The organism is Agromyces sp. H17E-10 (genome assembly GCF_022919715.1).
Classification (GTDB): domain Bacteria; phylum Actinomycetota; class Actinomycetes; order Actinomycetales; family Microbacteriaceae; genus Agromyces.
Genome location: NZ_CP095042.1, coordinates 1,258,051 through 1,277,882 on the forward strand (window position 1 = coordinate 1,258,051; position 19,832 = coordinate 1,277,882).

A 19,832-nucleotide genomic window follows, 5' to 3' on the forward strand; every position below is an offset into this window, starting at 1 on the left:
CCCGGGGCATCCGTCGTCTCACCGCCTTCAGTCTCCTGACGGTGTCGAGCCGGCGGTCCGGGCACCGTTCCGTCGCCGCCTGCGGATGAGCGTGATCAGGATCAGGATGCCGCCGAGCAGGACGGCACCGCCTGCGACCGGAAGGACGCCGGTCTGCGCACCGGTCTGAGCGAGCTTCGAGATGCCGTCGATGACCGCCTGCACGGGGTCGGTCGGCGGCACCGGGCCTTCGAGCGTCACGCTGTCCTCGACGCTCGGCGCGCGGTCGCTGGACGCGGTCGCCGTGTTGGTGAGGGTTCGTGCGGCCGCATCCCCCTCGGTCAGCGCGTAGGTGGCCGTCGCGGTCGCAGTCTCGCCCGGCGCGAGGATGCCCGGCTCGCCCGGCCACTCGTACGCGATCTGCGACAGACCCTCCAGCTGGTCGTCGATCGCGACGTCGGCCAAGGTGACGTTGCCGGTGTTCTCCAACGTGAACTCGTAGCCGACCGGCATGCCCGCCTCCCACAGGCCGTCGCCGATCGTGCCGGTCTTCTCGAACTCGAGCTGCGCGTCGGCGGGGAGCACGAGCGTCACCGTGTCGTCCGAGGCGACCGGGTCACCCACCGGCGGCTCACCGGCGACGCTCGCCGCGTTCACGACCTTGCCGGCGTCGAGGTCGGCCTGCGTGAGCACGTACGTCGCCGTGGCGTGCACCGTCTCCCCCGGCGCGAGGACGCCGTCCGCGCCCGGCCAGGTGAACGTCAGGTCGGACAGGCCTTCCATCGGGTCGGTGACGGTGACCCCGGTCAGGGTCAGCACGCCGAGGTTCGTCGCCGCGAAACGGTACGTGACCGTGTCGCCCGCGTGCGGCGTGCCGCCCGCGAGTTCGGCGGTCTTCACGAGCTGGATCCCCGCGGTCGCGGGAGTGTCCAGACGGGCGGTGTCGTCGTCCGTCGGGGTGCTCCCGTCGGGTGCCTTCGACGTGACGGTCGCGGTGTTCGCGACCCCGTTCAAGCCGTCGACGTCCGTCTGCGTGATCGTGTACGTCGCGGTCGCCGTGACCGACTGCCCCGGCAGCAGCACTCCGGCCGTCCCCGGCCACACGTAGCTCAGCGGCGACAGCCCGACGAGCGGGTCGGTGATCTCGACGTCGGTCAGGGTCGTGTTGCCGGTGTTCGTGACCGTGAAGTCGTAGTCGATGTCCTGCCCTGCCCGACCGATCCCATCCGCGTGGTACTGCGCGTCCTTCACGATCGAGATGCCCGGGGTGCGCTCGATCGCGACCGTCTCGCCGTCCTCGTTGGAGACGTCGAGCCCCTCGAGCGTCTGCCCGGTCGCTGTCGCGGTGTTCACGATCTTCCCGGCATCGACGTCGGTCTGACGTGCGTCGTAGGTCGCGGTCGCGGTCACCGACTGCCCGGGCGCGAGCACCCCGGCAGCCCCCGGCCAGTCGCCGAAGTCGATGACCGACAGGCCGGGCAGGCCGTCGGTCACGGTCACCCCGTCCAACGTCAACGGGCCGGTGTTCGTGACGACGAACGTGTAGGTCACCCGGTCGCCCTCGGTGGTCACCGTGCCGTCGGCCGTCTTCACCAGCTCGATCCTCGGCGTCGCGGTGCTCGTCACCTCGTGCGAGGCGACCGCGGTCACCGTCGCGCCGTCGGGTGCCCTGCCGTTGAGCGTGGCGGTGTTGTCGACCTGCGTCGCATCCAGGTCGGCCTGGGTGATCGTGTACGTCGCCGTCGCCGTCACCGTCTGCCCCGGTGCGAGCACACCCGCTGCGCCCGGCCACACGTAGGTCAACGCGGAGAGCCCGGACAGGGGGTCCCTGATCGCGACGTTCGTCACGGTCACGTCCCCGGAGTTGGTCGCCGAGAAGGTGTAAGTGACCGTGTCGTCGACCTTGCCATAGGTGGGTGCGGTCGATCCCTTCACGAGCGTGACCGCCGGACTCGTGCGCACCGTGTCCGTGTCGGTCGCGCTGCCCGTCAGCGTCGTTCCCGGACTCGCCGGATCCGGTGCCGTCACCGTCGCGGTGTTCACCAGCGTCGCGGTGTCGATCGTCGAGGACACCATGACCTTCACGGTGCGGGTCACCGTGCCGGCTCCGGGGAGGTCGGGCAGGTTCCACGTGACCACGCCCCCCGACTCCGTCCCGCCGTCGGAGGCCGACACGAACGACACCCGACCCGGCAGCGCGTCCGTGAGCGTCGCACCGCTCAGGGTCTCGAAGTCCAGCGGATTCGACACCGTGATCGTATAGGTGAGCACGTCACCCGGCCTCGCCGTCGTCACCCCGTCGCTCTTGGCCACACCGATGCCGGCAGCGGCGGGGGCGACGGCGGCCGTCATCGTGGCATCGTTGTTGGCGAGGTTCCCGTCGAACAGGCGCCCCGAGATGTGCGCCGTCGAGGTGAACGAGTCGACGGTCGGCACCACCGGCACGTTCAGCGTCTGCGGCACCCCCAGCAGGAGCGGACTGTCCGGGACGCAGCTGAGCGTCGACGGGCCGACCGCGGTGCCGTACTGCGGCGCGCCATCGGCATCTGCAGCGGTGCAGTGCCATCCCTCGAACTGCAGCGGGTACGCCGACAGACCCTGCGGGATGTCGACCGTCACGAGCGCCTGACTGCTGGCCGCACCGCCGTTGTTGACGACGGTCCACGGCAGCACGCCCGGGCGGCCGACCTGCAGCTGCGGGGTGCCCGCCGCGACCGCGAGGTCCGTCTCCTCGATCGACGCGCACACCGGCGCCGGCTCGGACACCGTGCCGAGGCCGGTGGCCCTGACCGCGAGCGAGTTGCAGCCGACCGCACCGTCACCGGGGCTGTCGAGCACCGACGCCGTGTACTGCATCGAGATGCGCGCCCCGGGAGCGAACGTGCCGGGGCGGGTCATGCGGATCGCCTGAGCACCCGAAGCGGTGCTGCCCCAGTCGTTCCCGCAGTCGGGCACGGCGGCGTCCACCTCGGGGCGGCAGGGCTGCACCGAGGTCGAGTAGCTGACCGTCGGCGAGCCGACGAGGTCGGAGACGCTCGCCACCTGTTCGGTGAACGTGCTCCCCCGAGGCGTGCCCGCAGTCGGAGCGCTCGTGCCCGTGTCGCCCGGGTAGGGAAGCACGTCGTAGGCCACCACGTCGCTGAGGTTCGTGTTGCCGGTGTTGACCACCGAGATGCGATACCTGATGGACGTCGAGTTCGGCGGTACTCCCACGCGGTTGTTCGGATCCGCGTACCACCGGCAGCCGTCCGACTGGGCGGCGTCGGGAAGGCAGATCTCCTTGAGCACCTGCATCGCGGCGACGGCCGCGACCGGCACGCCGCCCGGCGCAGGCGCCTCGCTGAACCGCAGCGTCGCCGGATCGCCGTCGATGTCCGGCGTATCCGTGAACTGGCGGTTGAAGATGTCCGTGGGCTGCACGTCTCCGGTGTTGCCGATGAACCCGCGCGGCACGCTGACGGTGCCGGCGGACACCGCAGCGGTCGGGCGTGCGATGACGCTCATGCACGGCAGCGCCATGTTCCTGCCCCAGGTCGTGCCCGCCGGCCACGAGGCGACCGCCACCTGCCGCGGCACCCCCGAGACCGTCACCGTGTCGTAGGCGAACCTCACCCCGGCGGGCACGGCGCCCACGGCGAACGACGCCGATCCGGGAGTGATGTTCCACCCGACGGGTGCCATGAAGACGTACTCGGGCGTGAACGGGGCCCGGTCGGTCGGGACGCTGCCGGTGCTGCCACAGGTCTGGAACGTCACGTTCGACGTGGTCGTGGCCTGGGATGCGCCGCCGGCGATGGACGTCGCCCCCATCACGGCATCGATCACCGGTCGGGGTCCGCGCAGCGTGACCTGCGTGGTGTCGCTGCCGAGGTCCAGGCTCGGCAGGCCGTAGTTCGGGTACTCGAAGTGCCCCGTCGCGGTGTTGGTGTGCACCGAGCCCGGCGTCGCATCGGGGGTGATCGAGAAGTAGAACAGCACCATGAAGCGCGACCGGTCGTTCGAGGTCGCCCAGGCGCGGCCACCGGGGATCTCGTCGCCCGTGATCTTCGCGGCGACGATGTAGCGTCCGGCCGGAGCCTGGTAGTCGTTGCGCGCCGTGCCGGTGACGCCGTTGTCGAGCGTGTACTCGATCGTGCCGGTCCATCCCGGGATCGAGGTCGGGACGGCCGTCCCGGTCTTGTCGAGGCGGAGGCCGATCCGGTAGACGGGGAGCTTCGGATCGAGGTGGGCGTCCTCGATCACCGGGACGGCGGGGGTGTTGCCCGCGTTCCATGCGTCGACCATCCAGAAGCCGCGACCGGAGCCGGTGGCCGGGATGTCGAGGATCGAGACGGGCGCACCGTTGATGTCGGAGTCCTGGGCGGACTTGTCGATGCTGCCGCCGGTGAACGGTGCTTCGAACTCGATGGTGTGCGAGGTCGGTCCGAGCGGGATGGCCGCGAGCTGCGGGTAGTCGGGGTAGGTCATGACGGCGCTGGCCGTGTTGGTACGTCGTCCGCCGGGCTGTGCGTCCCCGAGGACGCGGTACTGGTAATGCACCGTGAATCCGGTGCGGAAGGTTCCCGTGGGCAGCTCGTTCGGCCCGGCGAGCGGCGGCGAGGTCACGGTCGACGTCGCGAACCAGAAACCGGCCGGGGCGTCGGCCGTCGTCGTCGAGGTGCCCGACTGCGTGGTCGTGCCGTCGGTGGCCGTCCAGGCGATCGTGGAACCGCTCGGCGCGATGATCCGGTAGACGTGGGCGTCCGCCTGATCGAGCGTGTCGTCGGTGACGACGGCGACACCCGGCACGTTGGCCTGGTTGGCGACCGTGACCTGCCACTCCTTGTCGTTCTCGCCGCCGGGGGCGGGGACCGTGATCGGGGAGAGCGTGGGGCTGATGCGGCGGGCGCCGTCGAAGGTGGAGGTCTTCGCGTCCATGACCGCCTTCCCGAACGGATCGACGCACCGGACCGTGTAACCCGTGCCGGGCGGGGCCTGCACCGTGCGGACCTCTCCCGGCACGCCGGGCATGCTGATGTAGGTCACCGAGGCGGTCGACTCGGGGCCTCCCGTGTGCGCCTCGTATCCGCAGGTCTGGTCGGGCGAGGGCGCGAGGTTGGCGCGCGGGAACTGGATCGTCACCACGCGCGGGACGCCCGCGGTCTGGGTCTCGTAGCCGTTCGTCGCGCCCCAGCCGATCGCAGAGGTGTTCTTCGCCGTGGACGACCACGGCGGCCCGTTCCAGGTGAGGACGAGACCGGTGGCCACGTCGCCGGTGACGGTCGGCGCGCCGTCCGCCGCGACGAGCTCGGCGCCCGGCGGAAGCTTCTGCGTCACGGTGTAGCCGCTCGCGCAGATGGTGCCGTTGGCGTCGACCACGGTATAGGCCGTGACCCGTGCGGTGACGCAGCCGCTGCCGAAGTTGACGGTGAACTTGTACGGAAGGTCGGTCGAGAGCACGCCGCCCTGCGAGACCCGGTTGCCCTTCGGATCGACCATGACGCCGTACGCGACTCCGGGAGACGGAGTCGGGATGCTCCACCGCACCGGGGCGCTCGTCGAGGTCTGCTCACCCGAGGCGGTGTCGGCGTTGCCGCGCACGGTCTGGGTGAACGTGAAGCCGTCCGGGAAGTTCGCCACGGGGCAGAACGTCCGCTCGCCGTCACGCACGACGTTCCAGTCGCCGCAGCCCACGCCCGTCTGGTACTCGAGCACGAACTGGCCCGACTGCCCGGCCACCAGGTTGCCGAGCGACACCGTGTACCCGGCGGTCGCGGACCCCGTCACCGAGCCGCCCGAGAGCGGCGGGGTGAAGCCCGACTGCGTGAGCAGACGGTAGTAGGCGTAGTTCGGATCGAGGGCCGTCGGGTCGAACTTCACCGTCGCGTTGTCGCAGTTCGACGTGACGCACGAGAAGTCGACTCGATACCCGATCTTCTTCACCAGTCCGACCCACGGCCCGGGCGAGAGGTCGGTGATCGGCGTCCCCGTGCTCGCATCCACCGCGGTCACGTCGACGAGCACCTGCGACGTTCCTGCCGCCTGCGCCGCCTGCGGGAGCGCGAGTGCGCCCGCGAGGCCGGTGAGCACCAGCACCGGCGCCAGCAGGAGCGAGATCAGTCGTCGTCGACGGCTGGAAGCGCGTGGTTGCGTGGTCTGCGCGCCCGCGCCCGGAGTGCGGCTGTCGTCGGTCATGCGTCTTCCCCGATCGTCCGGCCGCGTACCCTTCGCGCATCGCGCGTCGAACTCAGCCCCTCGATCGGCCGACCCCCCGGCGGGTCATACGGTACCGACGGCATCCCCCGGCGACATCACGCGAATGATGTGACCGTCCGGGTCGCGAGGAGGACGACCCGTCGTCTCAGCGCTTCGCGTCGAGCTGCGCGTCGATCTGCGCGATGCGTTCGCCGAGGATGCGGCGCAGCAGGTCGTCGGGCACGGGACGCTCCACGGAGAACTGCACCGCGCCGGTCGACCACGCGATGCCCGCCTCGTCGAGCTCGGCCGCCAGTCCGGGCAGGATCTGCCCGCTGAACGGGTAGAAACCGAGGTGCTGCTTGGCCTCCATCGCCGCCGCGAAAGCCTTGCCCCGGTGCAGCAGGGCCGGCATGCCGTAGCTCTCGCCCTCGGTCGCCTCGGGGTCGAGCTCGCGCGCGACGGCGATGACGTGCTCGAGCGCGGCCCGGTTCTCGCCGTCGATCGAGGCCAGGTAGTCGGTGACGGTTCCCATGTCGGCATCCTGCCACGACGCCCGCCACGAGGCATCCGACGACAAATCATCTAGTGCTATAGCTTTAGCACCGTAGGTATGGCTATGCTGGCCGGTACCGTGCGCCCGTGGGGGCGGGCGCGAGATCAACGTCGATCGAAAGGGCGACATGTCGCAAGAAACCACCCCGCCGAACCAGCTCGGCGACGACGAGCACCTCAAGGTGCTCGGCTACGAGGGCTCGTTCAACCGCTCGATGAGCCTCTGGGCGAACTTCGCACTCGGGTTCACCTACCTCTCACCGCTCGTCGGCGTGTACTCGCTGTTCGCGACCGCCCTCGCCGTCGGCGGCCCGCCCTCCATCTGGTGGATCGTCATCGTCGGCGCCGGGCAGCTGCTCGTCTCGCTCGTGTTCGGCGAGGTCGTGTCGCAGTACCCGATCCACGGCGGCATCTACCCGTGGGCCCGCAGGCTCTGGCGCCGCCGCTACGCGTGGATGGCCGCCTGGGTCTACATCTGGGCCATGATCGTCACGATCACCGCGGTCGCGGAGTTCGGGTCGGGCTTCGTCGCGAGCCTCTTCGGCCTCGAGCTCACGCCGGCGATCAACCTCACGATCACGCTCGGCCTGCTGCTGCTCGCGTTCATCTTCAACTTCTCGGGCACGAAGACCCTCGCCCGGGTCGCCCAGATCGGCCTCGCCGCCGAGCTCGTCGGGGTGATCGGCCTCGGCCTCTACCTGCTCGTCTTCCAGCGCAAGCAGGACTTCAGCGTGTTCTTCGACACGATGGGCGTCCAGGGCGACGGCAGCTACCTCGCGGCCTTCATGGGCGCGGCGCTCGCCGGCCTCTTCCTCTTCTACGGCTTCGAGGCGTGCGGCGACGTCGCCGAGGAGGTCGCGAACCCCGCCCGGCGCATCCCCAAGGCGATGATGATGACGATCCTCGTCGGCGGCGTCTCGGCGCTGTTCTCGTTCGGCGGCTACGTGCTCGCGGCACCCAACCTCGAGGAGATCGTCTCGGGCGCCGACAACGACCCCATCCCAGGCATCCTCGAGGCGACACTCGGGCCGGTGGGCGCGAAGCTCTTCCTCGTCATCGCGATCACCGCCTTCATCAGCTGCGTGCTGAGCCTCCAGGCGGCGGCGAGTCGACTGCTGTACTCGTTCGCCCGCGACGGAATGATCCCGGGGCACAACTGGCTCGCCAAGGTGTCGCCGCGCAACAAGGTGCCGACGAACGCGCTCATCGTCGCGTGCACGGTGCCGGCGCTCATCAGCGTGCTGATCTTCTTCAACGACGGCCTGTTGCTGCCGGTCACCTCGTTCGCGGTGCTCGGCATCTACGTCGCGTTCCAGATGGTCGTGCTCGCCTCGCTGCGCCAGCGCCTCAGGGGATGGAAGCCCGCCGGACCGTTCTCGCTCGGCTCGTGGGGCCTCATCGTGAACGTGCTCGCGCTCGCGTACGGCATCTTCGCGATGGTCCTGCTCGCGATGCCCGGCTCGTCGGGGTCGTTCTTCGCCGACTGGGTCGTGCTCATCGGACTCGGCGTGGTCCTCGTGAGCGGACTGCTCTACCTCTTCATCGCGCGACCCGACCGCAAGTCCGACGCCCCGTCGGGCGACGCGATCGCCGTCGCCGACGAGATCCGCGCCCGGACCGGCGCCGTCGCCGCGGTGCAGCCGACGCCGACGCGCTGACCCGTCTCTCCGCTCCGGGGGTGCATTTCCGCAACGTTCGAGCCGTTCGAGTGCTCGATCCTGCGGGAAAGCACCCCCGGAGTGCGTTCGTCCTCAGCGCGTGTAGGGTGGCCGGGTGATCCGTCGGCACGTCATCGTGAGCGGGGCCGTGCAGGGCGTCGGCTACCGCTACCTCGCGCGCAAGCACGCCGAACGGCTCGAGATCAGCGGCTGGGTGCGCAACCTGCCCGACGGCACCGTCGAGGCCGAGGTGCAGGGACCGTCACGCGCCGTGCGCGAGATGCTGCGCCGGCTCGAGCAGGGCCCGCCCGGCTCCCGGGTGACGGGGCTCACGGTCGACGAGGTCGAACCGCGCGGCGACGACGAGGGCTTCCGCATCATCCGCTGACCGCTCCTGCGACCGTCGGCCGTCAGATCGCCGCCGCGCGCACCGCCGCCAGCCGGTCGCCGATGCGCTCGCGTGCGGGGTCGGCGAGCGGCACGCCGAGATGCTCCTCGCGCAACTCCTCCATGAAGGCGGCGACGACCTCGGGGCCGCCGTCGCGCAGCACCTCGGCACGGACCCGCAGCGCGGGTTCGCCGGCACTGTGCGCGAGCCCCCAGGTGCCGAGCGCCACCATCACCGGTACTGCATCGATGCCGGCCTCGGTGAGCGAGTAGGCCGCGCGCCGGCCGCGCACCGGCTCCTCCTGCGACAGCAGCCCCGCCGCGACGAGCCGCTTGAGCCGGTCGCTGAGGATGTTCGAGGCGATGCCCTCGATCGAGCCGCTCAGGAGTTCTCGGAAGTGACGCCGACGGCCGAAGACCATGTCGCGCAGGATCAGCATCACCCACGGATCGCCCAGCACTTCGACGGCCGCGTTGATGGGACAGCCCGAGCGCGGTGAGTCCCTCATCGGCATCGCTCCCTCCAGAGCTCCAGAGAGCTCGCCACTCACGAATGATTGTAGATCGCAATCACTTCTGCTAGTTTGCGATTGCAATTTGCAATCACTAGCGAGCAGGAGTCGAAATGGGCAAGATCGTCTGTCACTTCACGATGTCGCTCGACGGATTCGTCGCCGGTCCCGACCACGACATGTCGTGGCTGGCCGGCATCGACGTGCCGCCGGGCCTCGTCGAACGTTACGTCGAGTCGACCGGCGCGATCATCGCGGGCCGGCGCGGCTGGGACGAGGCGATCAGCCGACACCGCCCGTACGGGGGCGCCTGGGTCGGACCGGTCTTCGTGCTCACGCATCACCCGCACGACGGGAGCCCGGCCGAACACGTGACCTACGTCGACGACCTCGGCACCGCACTCGACCGGGCGCGCGCCGCAGCGGGCGGCAAGAACGTCGAGATCTTCTCCCCGGGCATCGGCATGCAGGCGCTCGCGCTCGGCGTGCTCGACGAGTTCGACCTGCACGTCGCGCCCGTGCTGCTCGGCGACGGCGTGCGCCTCTACGACGCGCCCGGCACGGCGGTCGTTCCGCTGCGGCACGCCGACGCCTCCCGAGCGGTGGTCGACCTCCGCCTCGAACCTGCTTATTGACCGGCCGATCGGTCGGGAATACCGTTGAAGTGACCCCCTGATGGGAGCCACCACCTTGAGGAGGCTGGTTTCTATGAAGAAGTGGACACGCTGGGAAGACTGGGTGGCGATCGCCGCCGGCCTCGCCGTGATGGTCGCGACATTGTTCGTCACCCCTGTCGGTGCATCCCTGGCGATGATGCTGGTGCTCGGCGCACTGCTCGTCGTCTCCGGAATCGTCAATCTGGCGATGCCGGGCATGGTCGCCATGGAGTACGTGCAGGGCGCCCTCGGTCTGCTGCTCATCATCTCGCCGTGGGTCGGCGGCTACGCGAGCGGCGAGTACATGGGCGCCGCCTGGATGTCGTGGATCTGCGGGGCGATCGCCGTGATCGCCGCCGCCCTCGCCATCCGGCCGAGCATGCGTGCGCACCACGACGCGATCCCGCACTGATCCGACCGTTCCCGACCGGGAACGACGAAGGCCCCGCCGGTGAACCGGCGGGGCCTTCGTGCGAGTCAGGCGACTCAGATGGCGTTGACGTCCAGCGGGATGCCGGGGCCGAACGTGGTCGACACGGCGCCCTTCTGGATGTAGCGGCCCTTGGCGCTCGACGGCTTGAGGCGCATGACCTCTTCGAGCGCAGCCTTGAGGTTGTCGTCGAGCTGCTCGGCCGAGAACGACGACTTGCCGACGACGAAGTGCACGTTGGCGTGCTTGTCGACGCGGAACTCGATCTTGCCGCCCTTGATGTCGGAGACGGCCTGGCCCACGTTCGGGGTCACGGTGCCGGTCTTCGGGTTCGGCATCAGGCCGCGCGGGCCGAGCACCTTGCCGAGACGACCGACCTGGCCCATGAGCTCGGGGGTCGAGACGGCCGAGTCGAACGCGGTGTAGCCCGCGGCGACCTTCTCGATGAGCTCGGCGCCGCCGACCTCGTCGGCGCCGGCCGCGATGGCGGCCTCGGCCGCGGGGCCCGTCGCGAAGACGATGACGCGGGCGGTCTTGCCGGTGCCGTGCGGGAGGATGACGGTGCCGCGCACCATCTGGTCCGCCTTGCGGGGGTCGACGCCGAGCTTCAGCGCGACCTCGACGGTCGAGTCGAACTTCGCCGAACCGGTCTCCTTCGCGAGCGCGACGGCGTCGGTCGGGGTGTAGTACTTGCCGGCTTCGATCTTCTCGGCCGCGGCCCGGTAGGCCTTGGACTTCTGTGCCATGTTGGTTCTCCTTGCGAGAGTGTGGTCATCGCGCCTGGCGGGCGCTGCCACGAATGAGAGTTCTGAAGACGGATGCCTCGGGGCGAGGCATCCTGCACCGGTGGTCGAGTCGCGCGAAGCGCGTATCGAGACCCGGCGCGGTCGGCCTTACTCGACCGTGATGCCCATCGAGCGAGCGGTGCCCGCGATGATCTTCGACGCGGCGTCGATGTCGTTCGCGTTGAGGTCGACCATCTTCTGCTCGGCGATCGCGCGGACCTGGTCCTGCGTGAGCTTGCCGACCTTGGTCGTGTGCGGGACGCCCGAGCCCTTGGCGACGCCGGCGGCCTTCTTGATGAGCTCGGCGGCGGGCGGGGTCTTCAGGATGAAGGTGAAGGAGCGGTCTTCGTAGACCGTGATCTCGACGGGGATCACATTGCCGCGCTGCGACTCGGTCGCCGCGTTGTAGGCCTTGCAGAACTCCATGATGTTCACGCCGTGCTGACCCAGCGCCGGACCGATGGGCGGTGCGGGGTTGGCGGCGCCGGCGTTGATCTGAAGCTTGATCAGACCAGTGACCTTCTTCTTCGGTGCCATGATTTCTCTCTTTCTGTTCGAACGCCCTGGCGGGCACTCTCCCGTCGCTCCGGCGGTTCCGGAGGGCGGTGGTTCGTGTGGGTTCGGACGGGCCGAACGCAGCACAACCCTCCGAGTATACCGGAGGGTTGGCTGTGGAGATTCTGGGTCTTAGAGCTTGGTGACCTGGTCGAAGCTGAGCTCGACCGGGGTCTCGCGCTCGAAGAGCGAGACGAGCACGGTGAGCTTGCCGCTCTCGGGCTTGATCTCGCTGATCGTGCCGGGCAGGCCGGCGAACGAGCCGTCCTTGATGGTGATCGTCTCGCCGATCTCGAAGTCGACCTCGGCGGGGATCTGGCGGGCGGCGCCTGCGGCGGCACCGGCCTTCGCACCCTTGGCGGGGGCGACGTCCTTGGGCTCGACGAGGCTCTTCAGCATGCCGAACGCCTCTTCGAAGCGCAGCGGGGTCGGGTTGTGCGCGTTGCCGACGAAGCCCGTGACACCCGGCGTGTGGCGGATGACCGACCAGCTCTCCTCGTTCAGCTCCATGCGGACCAGCACGTAGCTGGGGATGCGCACTCGCGTGACCATCTTGCGCTGGCCGTTCTTGATCTCGACGACGTCTTCCATCGGCACTTCGACCTGGTAGATGTAGTCGGCCATCGCCATCGACTCGCGTCGCTGCTCGATGTTCGCCTTCACGCGGCGCTCGAAGCCCGCGTACGAGTGGATGACGTACCACTTGCCCGGGAGGAAGCGCAGCTCGTTGCGGAACTCCTCGTACGGGTCGAACTCGCTGTCGGCCTCTTCTTCGACGGCTTCGAGGGCCGCCTCGGCCTCTTCGGCGGAGTCGATGTCGAGGGCGTCGTCGACGACGGCGTCGGCCTCGGGGTCGCCCGCCTCGGCGATCGCGTCGAGGACGGCCTCGAGGTCGATGTCGTTGCCCTCGTCGTCGACGAGGTGCACCGCACGGTGCTCGGCCGGCTCCGAGGACTGCTCCTCGTGCTCGTTGACGTTGCCCGTCTGCGCCTCGTCGTCTTCAGCCGACTGCTCTGCAGCGGTGGCCCAGTCGACGTCGTCGCGCTCAGTCCTTGACACTTCTCGATCCTTCTCTTCGTGCGCCCCCGGCGCCCTGCGGGTCGTGTGGCCGAAGGCCAGATCAGACCCCCGGTGTTCCGAAGACGTACAGCACCAGCCACCCGAACAGCTGGTCGAGGCCCCACACGAGCGCCATCATGATGACGACGAACACGAGCACCACGACGGTGAAGCTGACGAGCTCCCGCCGGGTGGGGGTGACGACCTTCTTCAGCTCACCGATGACCTGCCGGATGAACAGGGCGATGCGCGAAAAGGGATTCCGACGCGCTGCGCGATCGCGCTTCGCGTTGGCGACGACGTCCTCACTGGGTTCGTCGATAACTTTTCGTGCCACCTCGTACACCTTTCGTGGGCCGGCAATCGCTGCCGGCTCGCAGGGCGGACAGGACTCGAACCTGCAACCTGCGGTTTTGGAGACCGCTGCTCTACCAATTGAGCCACCGCCCTAGGGCCCCGGTTGCTCGGGACGCCTCGGAATCACTCTCTCGACACCGCTCAACCGCCTCCGAAACCGGGATTTCGGGCGCAGTGAAGCTTTGCCGAGGAAAGCAACCTCCACCAGTGTAGGCGACGCGAGCGCCTCGCGCGAACCGGCCCCGACGCGGCATCCCGACCGGCGCCTACATTGGGACCATGAGCCCCGACCGCGCCGCACGCCGAACCCCCGAACCGAGCTCGAGCGTCGAGGTCGTCGGCGAGCACTCGCAGTTCAGGCTCGACCTCGAACGCATCCGGTTCTCACCGTATTTCTCGCGCCTGTCGGCCGTCACGCAGGTCATCGCGCAGCCGGGCGCCGGCCCACTCATCCACAACCGCCTCACCCACTCGATCAAGGTCACCGCCGTCGCCCGTGCCATCGCCGTCGGGTTCGCGGATGCCTCGTCGCCGGCCCACGCGCTCGCGGTGGAGCACGGCTGCGACGCCGTCGTGGTGCAGGCCGCGGCGAGCGCGCACGACCTCGGGCACCCGCCGTTCGGGCACCTCGGCGAGCGCGTGCTCGACCGGCTCGCCCTCGAGACGCTCGGCCTGCCCGACGGCTTCGAGGGCAACGCGCAGAGCTACCGCATCATCGCGACCCTCGACGTGAGCGCGGCGGCGCCGCACGGGCTCAACCTCACCGCCGCCGTGCGGTCGGCCGTCGCCAAGTACCCGTGGACCAGGTTCGCGACGCCCGCGACCTTCGCCGACGGCGGGCTCCCACGCGGTTGGCGCCGCGCGGGCGACCGGGTCGAGGCGGCGAAGTTCTCGGCATACGACCTCGACGCGCTCGACCTCGCGGAGGCGCGACGCGGCCTCAGGCCCATGGAGCAGTCGCTCGAATGCTCGATCATGGACACCGCCGACGACATCGCGTACTCGATCCACGACGTCGACGACTTCTACCGGGCGGGCCTGCTCAGCCACGGCGCGGTCGCGCGCGAGTTCCGCGGGTGGATGGAGGGGTCGGGCATCCTGCGCGTCCTCGACGACGAGGCGCTCGCTCAACGCACCGCGCCTGCCGGTGCCGCACTCGAGGCGCTGCGCCGCAAGCTCGGTCGCTCGGACGCGTGGATCGCCGACGACGATGCGTTCGCGGCGGCGGTCGACGTGGTCGCCGACGACCTCGTCGACGGCCTGCTCGCGACGCCGTTCGACGGGTCGATCGCCAGCGAGCGGGCGCTCTCGTCGTTCACGAACCGCTGGATCGGGCACCTGCAGACCTCGGTCGTGCCCGCTCCCGAGGGCGTCGCGCGCACGGGCCTCGTGACGCTCGATCGCGGCGCCTGGCACGAGGTCGAGATCCTGAAGTTCGTGCACCGGCACTTCATCCTCGACCGCGCCGACATCGCCATGTACCAGCGCGGGCTCAGCCGCGTGCTCACCCGTGCCGTGAAGGGGCTCACCGCCTGGGCGACCGACGAGTACGACCGGCACCGCGTGCCGCAGCGGCTGCGGGAGCTCATCGAGATCGCGGGCGACGGCTACGCGCAGTTGCGCCGCACCCGGCCCGAGGGCGTGCCCGTGCCCGATGCCGGCGACATCCTGCGCCTCGGGGTCGGGCGCGGGGTCGTCGACTACGTGGCGTCGCTCTCGGACGACCAGGCGCTCGCCGTCTCGGAGGCGATCGACGGGCGCCCCGACCGACTGTGGGACATCGGCCAGAACCTCTGATCCCCGTTCCGGGTTCGGCGCGGGGCATCCGTTCACCGGGTCGTCGCCGAACGGTCGCCTGGCCGACACGGTGCCGCAGACCGTGGCCGATTCGCTCGAGCCATGAGCCGAAACCTCACGCGACGCGCCCTGCCGCGCGCCATCGCCGCCACCGCCGCGACCGCCACGGCGGCCGCCATCCTGTTCGCCGCACCGGCCGCCCAGGCCGTCGGCAACGGGCAGACCACGCCGACCTCGCCCATGCAGTCGTACGAGCCGACCCTGGTCGCGCGGGCGACGCTGTCGGCCGACTTCCTCGCCGAAGGCCCAGCCTCCGGCGCACTCGCGTCCGCCGCGAACGGGCGCCAGGGGCCGTGGAACGGCCAGGTCATCCCCGGGTTCTCCGCCGTGATCGAGAACGCCGACGGCACCTTCTGGGCGCAGCCCGACAACGGCTTCGGGTCGAAGGGCAACTCGGCCGACTTCCTGCTGCGCAACTACCTCGTTCGCCCCGCCTGGCAGACCGCCGACGGCGGCGACGGCTCGCTCGAGGTCGAGCGCTTCATCTCGTACAACGACCGCAACGGGGTGCTCGACTTCCCGATCGTGAACGACGCGACCGACGAACGCCTGCTCACGGGCGCCGACTTCGACATCGAGTCGGTCGTGCGCGCGAAGGACGGCAGCTTCTGGGTCGGCGAGGAGTTCGGGCCGTTCCTGCTGCACTTCGACGCCGAGGGGACGCTGCTCGAGAAGCCCTACTCGCTCGACGGCGCGAAGTCGCCGCAGAACCCGTACCTCGCCGCCGGCGAGACCCCGCGGGTGCGCGCCAGCCGCGGCTTCGAGGCGCTCGCCGGCTCGGTGAACGGCCGCTACCTCTACCCGATCGTCGAGGGCTCCTACGCCGACGACGCCGACCTGCGGCGGCGCGAGGTTCACGAGTTCGACACGAAGCGCGGCGCCTACACCGGCCGCACGTGGAGCTACCAGACCGACCAGGAGGCGAACGTCGTGGGCGACGCCTTCACCGTGAAGAACGACGTGCTGCTCGTCGTCGAGCGCGACGACTTCGAGGGCGACCAGGCCGTCACGAAGCGCGTCTACCAGGTCGACCTCAAGCGCACCGACGCCGAGGGCTACCTCGAGAAGACGCTCGTGCTCGACGCGCTGCGCATCGCGAACCCCGACGGCATCGGCGCGGGCGACGGGTACGGCACCGGCGAGGTCTTCTCGCTGCCCGTGCAGTCGTTCGAGACCATCGTGCAGCTGAAGGACGGCCGCCTGCTCATCGCCAACGACAACAACTACCCCGGCAACGACGCCCGCGTGCCCGGCACGCCCGACGACACCGAGTTCGCCGTGATCGACCTCGGCCGCGAGAAGATCGAGCCCGAGCAGGTCACCGTGATCGGCCACCGCGGCGCCAGCGGCCACCGCCCAGAGCACACGCTCGCCTCGTACGAGCAGGCGATCGTGCAGTGCGCCGACTACATCGAGCCCGACGTGGTCTCGACGAAGGACGGCGTGCTCGTCGCCCGCCACGAGAACGAGATCAGCGGCACCACGAACGTCGCCGCCCACCCCGAGTTCGCGGGGCGCAAGGCGACGAAGACCATCGATGGCGCGAAGGTGACCGGCTGGTTCACCGAGGACTTCACCCTCGCCGAGTTGCGCACCCTGCGTGCGAAGGAGCGGCTGCCGCAGACCCGACCCGCGAACACCGCGTTCGACGGGCTCTACCAGGTGCCGACCCTCGACGAGGTCATCGACCTCGCCCGCCACTCGATCAGCTGCGACGGCCGCCAGGTCGGCGTCTACCCCGGGACGAAGCACCCGACGTACTTCGACTCGATCGGCCTCTCGCTCGAGGAGCCGCTCGTCGCGGCGCTCGGGGCGAACGGCGTCGACGACGCCGACGCCCCCGTGATCGTGCAGAGCTTCGAGGTGTCGAACCTGCGCGAGCTCGACGGCATGACCGACGTCGCCCTGGCCCAGCTTGTGAGCTCGTCGGGCCGCCCGTACGACTTCACGGCCGCGGGCGACCCGCGCACCTACGCCGATCTCGTGACGCCCGCCGGCCTCGCCGAGATCGCCGGCTACGCCGACGGCGTCGGCCTCGAGAAGTCGGTCATGATCCCGCGCACGGCGGCCGGCACCCTCGGGGCACCGACCCCGGTGATCGCCGACGCGCACGCGGCGGGGCTCGCCGTGCACGGCTGGACCTTCCGACTCGAGAACCAGTTCCTGCCGGTCGAGTTCCGTTCGTCGACCGACCCGAACGCGCCCGGCGACCTCGCGGGCGAGATCGCGGTCTTCGTCGGAGCCGGAATGGACGGCATCTTCAGCGACCAGCCCGACGTCGCCGCCACCGTCGGCTGACGCCACGGCGCTCCCTTCCGGGGGTGCGTTCCCGACGTTCGTCCGGCGTGTCGCGGGCTCGGGCCTCGGGAACGCACCCCCGCAGCGTTCGGGCCCGGGCGGACCGTCCGGAGGACCGGACGACACCGGCCGAAACGCCCAGCACGGCGGCACGGCCACCGGATTAGACTCACCCGTGTGACCGAGAAGCCGCGCCTGTCCGCCCGTATCGCCGCCATCGCCGAGTCCGCGACCCTGAAGGTCGATGCGAAGGCGAAGGCACTCCAGGCCGAGGGTCGCCCGGTCATCTCGTACGCCGCCGGCGAGCCCGACTTCGCGACGCCCGAGCACATCGTCGAGGCGGCGCTCGCCGCCACCCGCGACCCGAAGAACTACCGGTACACGCCCGCCGCCGGCCTGCCCGACCTGCGCGAGGCGATCGCGGCGAAGACCGCGCGCGACTCGGGGCTCGAGGCATCCGCGTCGCAGGTGGTGGTGACCAACGGCGGCAAGCAGGCCGTCTACCAGGCCTTCCAGGTGCTGCTCGACGAGGGCGACGAAGTGCTCGTGCCGACGCCCTACTGGACCACCTATCCCGAGGCGATCAAGCTCGCGGGCGGCCGCCAGGTCGACGTGTTCGCGGGCAGCGACCAGGGCTACCTCGTGACGGTCGAGCAGCTCGAGGCCGCGCGCACCGAGCGCACCAAGGTGCTGCTGTTCGTGTCGCCGTCGAACCCGACGGGCGCCGTCTACGCGCCCGAGCAGGTGCAGGCCATCGGCGAATGGGCACTCGAGCACGGCATCTGGGTCGTCGCCGACGAGATCTACCAGAACCTGACCTACGGCTCGCTCGAGAGCGAGGTCGGCAGCCCCGCCCCGCGCGCGGTGTCGATCGTCGAGGCCGTGCCCGGGCTCGCGAACCAGACGATCCTCGTGAACGGCGTCGCCAAGACCTACGCGATGACGGGCTGGCGCCTCGGCTGGATGGTCGGCCCTGCCGACGTCATCAAGGGCGCCGCGAACCTGCAGTCGCACCTCTCGTCGAACGTGTCGAACATCTCGCAGCGCGCGGCGATCGCCGCCCTCACGGGGCCCCAGGAGCCGGTCGAGGAGATGCGTCGGGCGTTCGACCGGCGACGCCGGCTCATCGTCGCCGAGCTCTCGAAGATCGACGGCATGACGGTACCGGTGCCCGAGGGCGCGTTCTACGTCTACCCCGACGTGACCGGCCTCCTCGGCCGCGAGTGGGGCGGCGTCACGCCGACCTCGTCGCTCGAGCTCGCCGACCTGATCCTCGAGCAGGCCGAGGTCGCCGCCGTGCCGGGCGAGGCGTTCGGGCCGAGCGGCTTCCTGCGGTTCAGCTACGCGCTCGGCGACGAGCCGCTGCTCGAGGGCGTGCAGCGCCTGCAGCGCCTGTTCGGCTGAGACGGATGCCCCGGGGCGACGCCGCGCTCGCGCGCCTCGCCGCGCGCAACAACGCGGAGTGGTGCCGCACGGTGGCCGAGAGTCACGGCATCGCGTCGCGCTTCGCGCTCGACGGCGCGCTGTGGGTGGCCGAGTCGTCGACGCCGATCGGCTACCCCGAGGCGGTGACCCTCGAGCCCGGCCTCGACGCGGCGGCCGTGTTCGGGGCGCTCGGACCGCATGCGACGAGCGTGAAGGACTCGTTCGCCGATCTCGATCCCGACGCCACGGGCTGGGCGCCGCTGTTCGACGCCACGTGGATCGTCGCCGAGGCGATCGCGGGCGGGTCGGCGGGCGCCGACGACCTCCCCGCGCTCGTCCGGGTGACGAGCGCCGACGCGCTCGAGACGTGGGGGCGCGCCCATGGCCTACCCGACGCCTTAGCAGAACCGCTCGTCGGGGCATCCGACGTGGTGGTGCTCGCGACGGCCCGAGCGGAGACCTCGACATCGGTGCCGGGAGCGGTCACGGGCGGCGGCGTGCTCAATCGCACGGGCGAGGTCGTCGGGCTCTCGAACGTCTTCGGCGGAGGCCATGCGCTGTATCGGGCACTCCGGCGCGAGGCCGCAGCGCGGTGGCCGGGACTGCCGGTCGTGGGCTACGAATCGGATGCCGCGCTCGACGACGCGCTCGATGCGGACTTCCGGCGCGTCGGACCCCTGCGGATCCTGACGCGTGCGACTCAGCCCGACCGGCAGACCGCATAGGCCGCGAGCGGCCGAGGGCTGCGGTCGACATCGGTGCGCTCCACCTCGACGCGCCACCCGATCGGCCGGGACTCGCTCCCGTCGCCCGCGACCGGCCCCTGCTCGACGACCCGCAGCCCGTCGCCCGCCCCGAGCCGGCCGCCGCCGAGCACGAACTCGCCGCGTGCGCACCGCACCTCGACGGTGCCCGACGGGTCGAACGGGCCGACCACGACCGCCTCGTCGTGCACGTGGAGGCCGAGCGTCGACCCCTCGTGGTCTGCGTCGTCGACCGGCCCGCGGAGCGGCTCCCGCCCGATCGGAGCCGCCCCGGGGATTCCCGCCTGCACGCCGGCGACCACGCCGACGCCGTAGGCCGCTGCGACGGCGAGGAGGGTCGCCGCCGTGACCACGACCGCGACCACCCAGATCTTCATGGGC

Annotated in this window: 16 protein-coding genes and 1 tRNA gene; 8 read left to right on the forward strand and 9 right to left on the reverse strand. The window is 70.5% G+C overall.

Annotated elements, in window-relative coordinates; translation table 11 throughout:
* Positions 1 to 27 precede the first annotated feature (27 nt).
* Both MUN74_RS05735 and MUN74_RS05740 read right to left on the reverse strand, forming a co-directional pair.
* Positions 28 to 6,153, reverse strand: coding sequence for a DUF7507 domain-containing protein (locus MUN74_RS05735; RefSeq protein WP_244855469.1), 6,126 nt, complete (start codon positions 6,151 to 6,153; stop codon positions 28 to 30).
* Positions 6,154 to 6,319: 166 nt separating this feature from the next.
* Positions 6,320 to 6,688 carry an iron chaperone gene (locus MUN74_RS05740; RefSeq protein ID WP_244855470.1) on the reverse strand — a complete coding sequence of 123 codons (369 nt, stop codon included), beginning with the start codon at positions 6,686 to 6,688 and terminating at the stop codon, positions 6,320 to 6,322.
* Positions 6,689 to 6,836: 148 nt separating this feature from the next.
* On the opposite strand from MUN74_RS05740, the gene MUN74_RS05745 reads away from it, so the two are divergent.
* Positions 6,837 to 8,366, forward strand: coding sequence for an APC family permease (locus MUN74_RS05745; RefSeq protein WP_244855471.1), 1,530 nt, complete (start codon positions 6,837 to 6,839; stop codon positions 8,364 to 8,366).
* 115 nt (positions 8,367 to 8,481) lie between these two features.
* Entirely contained in the window at positions 8,482 to 8,754 is a 273-nt protein-coding gene (locus tag MUN74_RS05750) for an acylphosphatase (protein WP_244855472.1), read from the forward strand.
* A 22-nt stretch (positions 8,755 to 8,776) separates the two neighbouring features.
* Here MUN74_RS05750 and MUN74_RS05755 read toward each other — a convergent pair whose 3' ends face one another.
* Positions 8,777 to 9,262: a winged helix-turn-helix transcriptional regulator gene (locus tag MUN74_RS05755; RefSeq protein ID WP_244855473.1), complete on the reverse strand. Its 486-nt coding sequence runs from the start codon at positions 9,260 to 9,262 to the stop codon at positions 8,777 to 8,779.
* A 116-nt stretch (positions 9,263 to 9,378) separates the two neighbouring features.
* Here MUN74_RS05755 and MUN74_RS05760 point away from each other — a divergent pair, with 116 nt between their 5' ends.
* Together MUN74_RS05760 and MUN74_RS05765 are read left to right on the forward strand one after the other, a co-directional pair.
* A complete protein-coding gene (locus MUN74_RS05760; RefSeq protein WP_244855474.1) occupies positions 9,379 to 9,900 on the forward strand; it encodes a dihydrofolate reductase family protein in 522 nt (173 codons plus the stop codon).
* Positions 9,901 to 9,973: 73 nt separating this feature from the next.
* Positions 9,974 to 10,333, forward strand: a complete 360-nt coding sequence (locus tag MUN74_RS05765) for an SPW repeat domain-containing protein (protein ID WP_244855475.1) — start codon at positions 9,974 to 9,976, stop codon at positions 10,331 to 10,333.
* Positions 10,334 to 10,407: 74 nt separating this feature from the next.
* Here the strand turns inward: MUN74_RS05765 and rplA are convergent, their stop codons facing one another.
* From rplA to MUN74_RS05790, 5 genes are all read right to left on the reverse strand, one after another.
* Positions 10,408 to 11,097, reverse strand: coding sequence for a 50S ribosomal protein L1 (gene rplA, locus MUN74_RS05770; protein WP_244855476.1), 690 nt, complete (start codon positions 11,095 to 11,097; stop codon positions 10,408 to 10,410).
* 147 nt (positions 11,098 to 11,244) lie between these two features.
* On the reverse strand, positions 11,245 to 11,673 hold the full coding sequence (gene rplK, locus MUN74_RS05775; protein ID WP_231047780.1) for a 50S ribosomal protein L11: 429 nt from the start codon (positions 11,671 to 11,673) through the stop codon (positions 11,245 to 11,247).
* A gap of 150 nt (positions 11,674 to 11,823) precedes the next feature.
* Entirely contained in the window at positions 11,824 to 12,750 is a 927-nt protein-coding gene (gene nusG / locus MUN74_RS05780; RefSeq protein ID WP_244855477.1) for a transcription termination/antitermination protein NusG, read from the reverse strand.
* Positions 12,751 to 12,811: 61 nt separating this feature from the next.
* Positions 12,812 to 13,087, reverse strand: a complete 276-nt coding sequence (secE, locus tag MUN74_RS05785) for a preprotein translocase subunit SecE (protein ID WP_244855478.1) — start codon at positions 13,085 to 13,087, stop codon at positions 12,812 to 12,814.
* A gap of 40 nt (positions 13,088 to 13,127) precedes the next feature.
* Positions 13,128 to 13,200 (reverse strand) — tRNA-Trp (locus MUN74_RS05790).
* A gap of 186 nt (positions 13,201 to 13,386) precedes the next feature.
* On the opposite strand from MUN74_RS05790, the gene dgt reads away from it, so the two are divergent.
* The 4 genes from dgt (at position 13,387) to MUN74_RS05810 (ending at position 19,412) form a co-directional block, all read left to right on the forward strand.
* Positions 13,387 to 14,904, forward strand: coding sequence for a dGTP triphosphohydrolase (gene dgt / locus MUN74_RS05795; RefSeq protein ID WP_244855479.1), 1,518 nt, complete (start codon positions 13,387 to 13,389; stop codon positions 14,902 to 14,904).
* A gap of 102 nt (positions 14,905 to 15,006) precedes the next feature.
* Positions 15,007 to 17,262 carry an esterase-like activity of phytase family protein gene (locus MUN74_RS05800; RefSeq protein ID WP_244855480.1) on the forward strand — a complete coding sequence of 752 codons (2,256 nt, stop codon included), beginning with the start codon at positions 15,007 to 15,009 and terminating at the stop codon, positions 17,260 to 17,262.
* 177 nt (positions 17,263 to 17,439) lie between these two features.
* Positions 17,440 to 18,666 carry a pyridoxal phosphate-dependent aminotransferase gene (locus tag MUN74_RS05805; protein WP_244855481.1) on the forward strand — a complete coding sequence of 409 codons (1,227 nt, stop codon included), beginning with the start codon at positions 17,440 to 17,442 and terminating at the stop codon, positions 18,664 to 18,666.
* Positions 18,667 to 18,671: 5 nt separating this feature from the next.
* Positions 18,672 to 19,412 carry a hypothetical protein gene (locus MUN74_RS05810; RefSeq protein ID WP_244855482.1) on the forward strand — a complete coding sequence of 247 codons (741 nt, stop codon included), beginning with the start codon at positions 18,672 to 18,674 and terminating at the stop codon, positions 19,410 to 19,412.
* Here the strand turns inward: MUN74_RS05810 and MUN74_RS05815 are convergent.
* Positions 19,388 to 19,828, reverse strand: coding sequence for a hypothetical protein (locus MUN74_RS05815; protein WP_244855483.1), 441 nt, complete (start codon positions 19,826 to 19,828; stop codon positions 19,388 to 19,390). The genes MUN74_RS05810 and MUN74_RS05815 overlap by 25 nt on opposite strands.
* Positions 19,829 to 19,832: the final 4 nt, after the last annotated feature.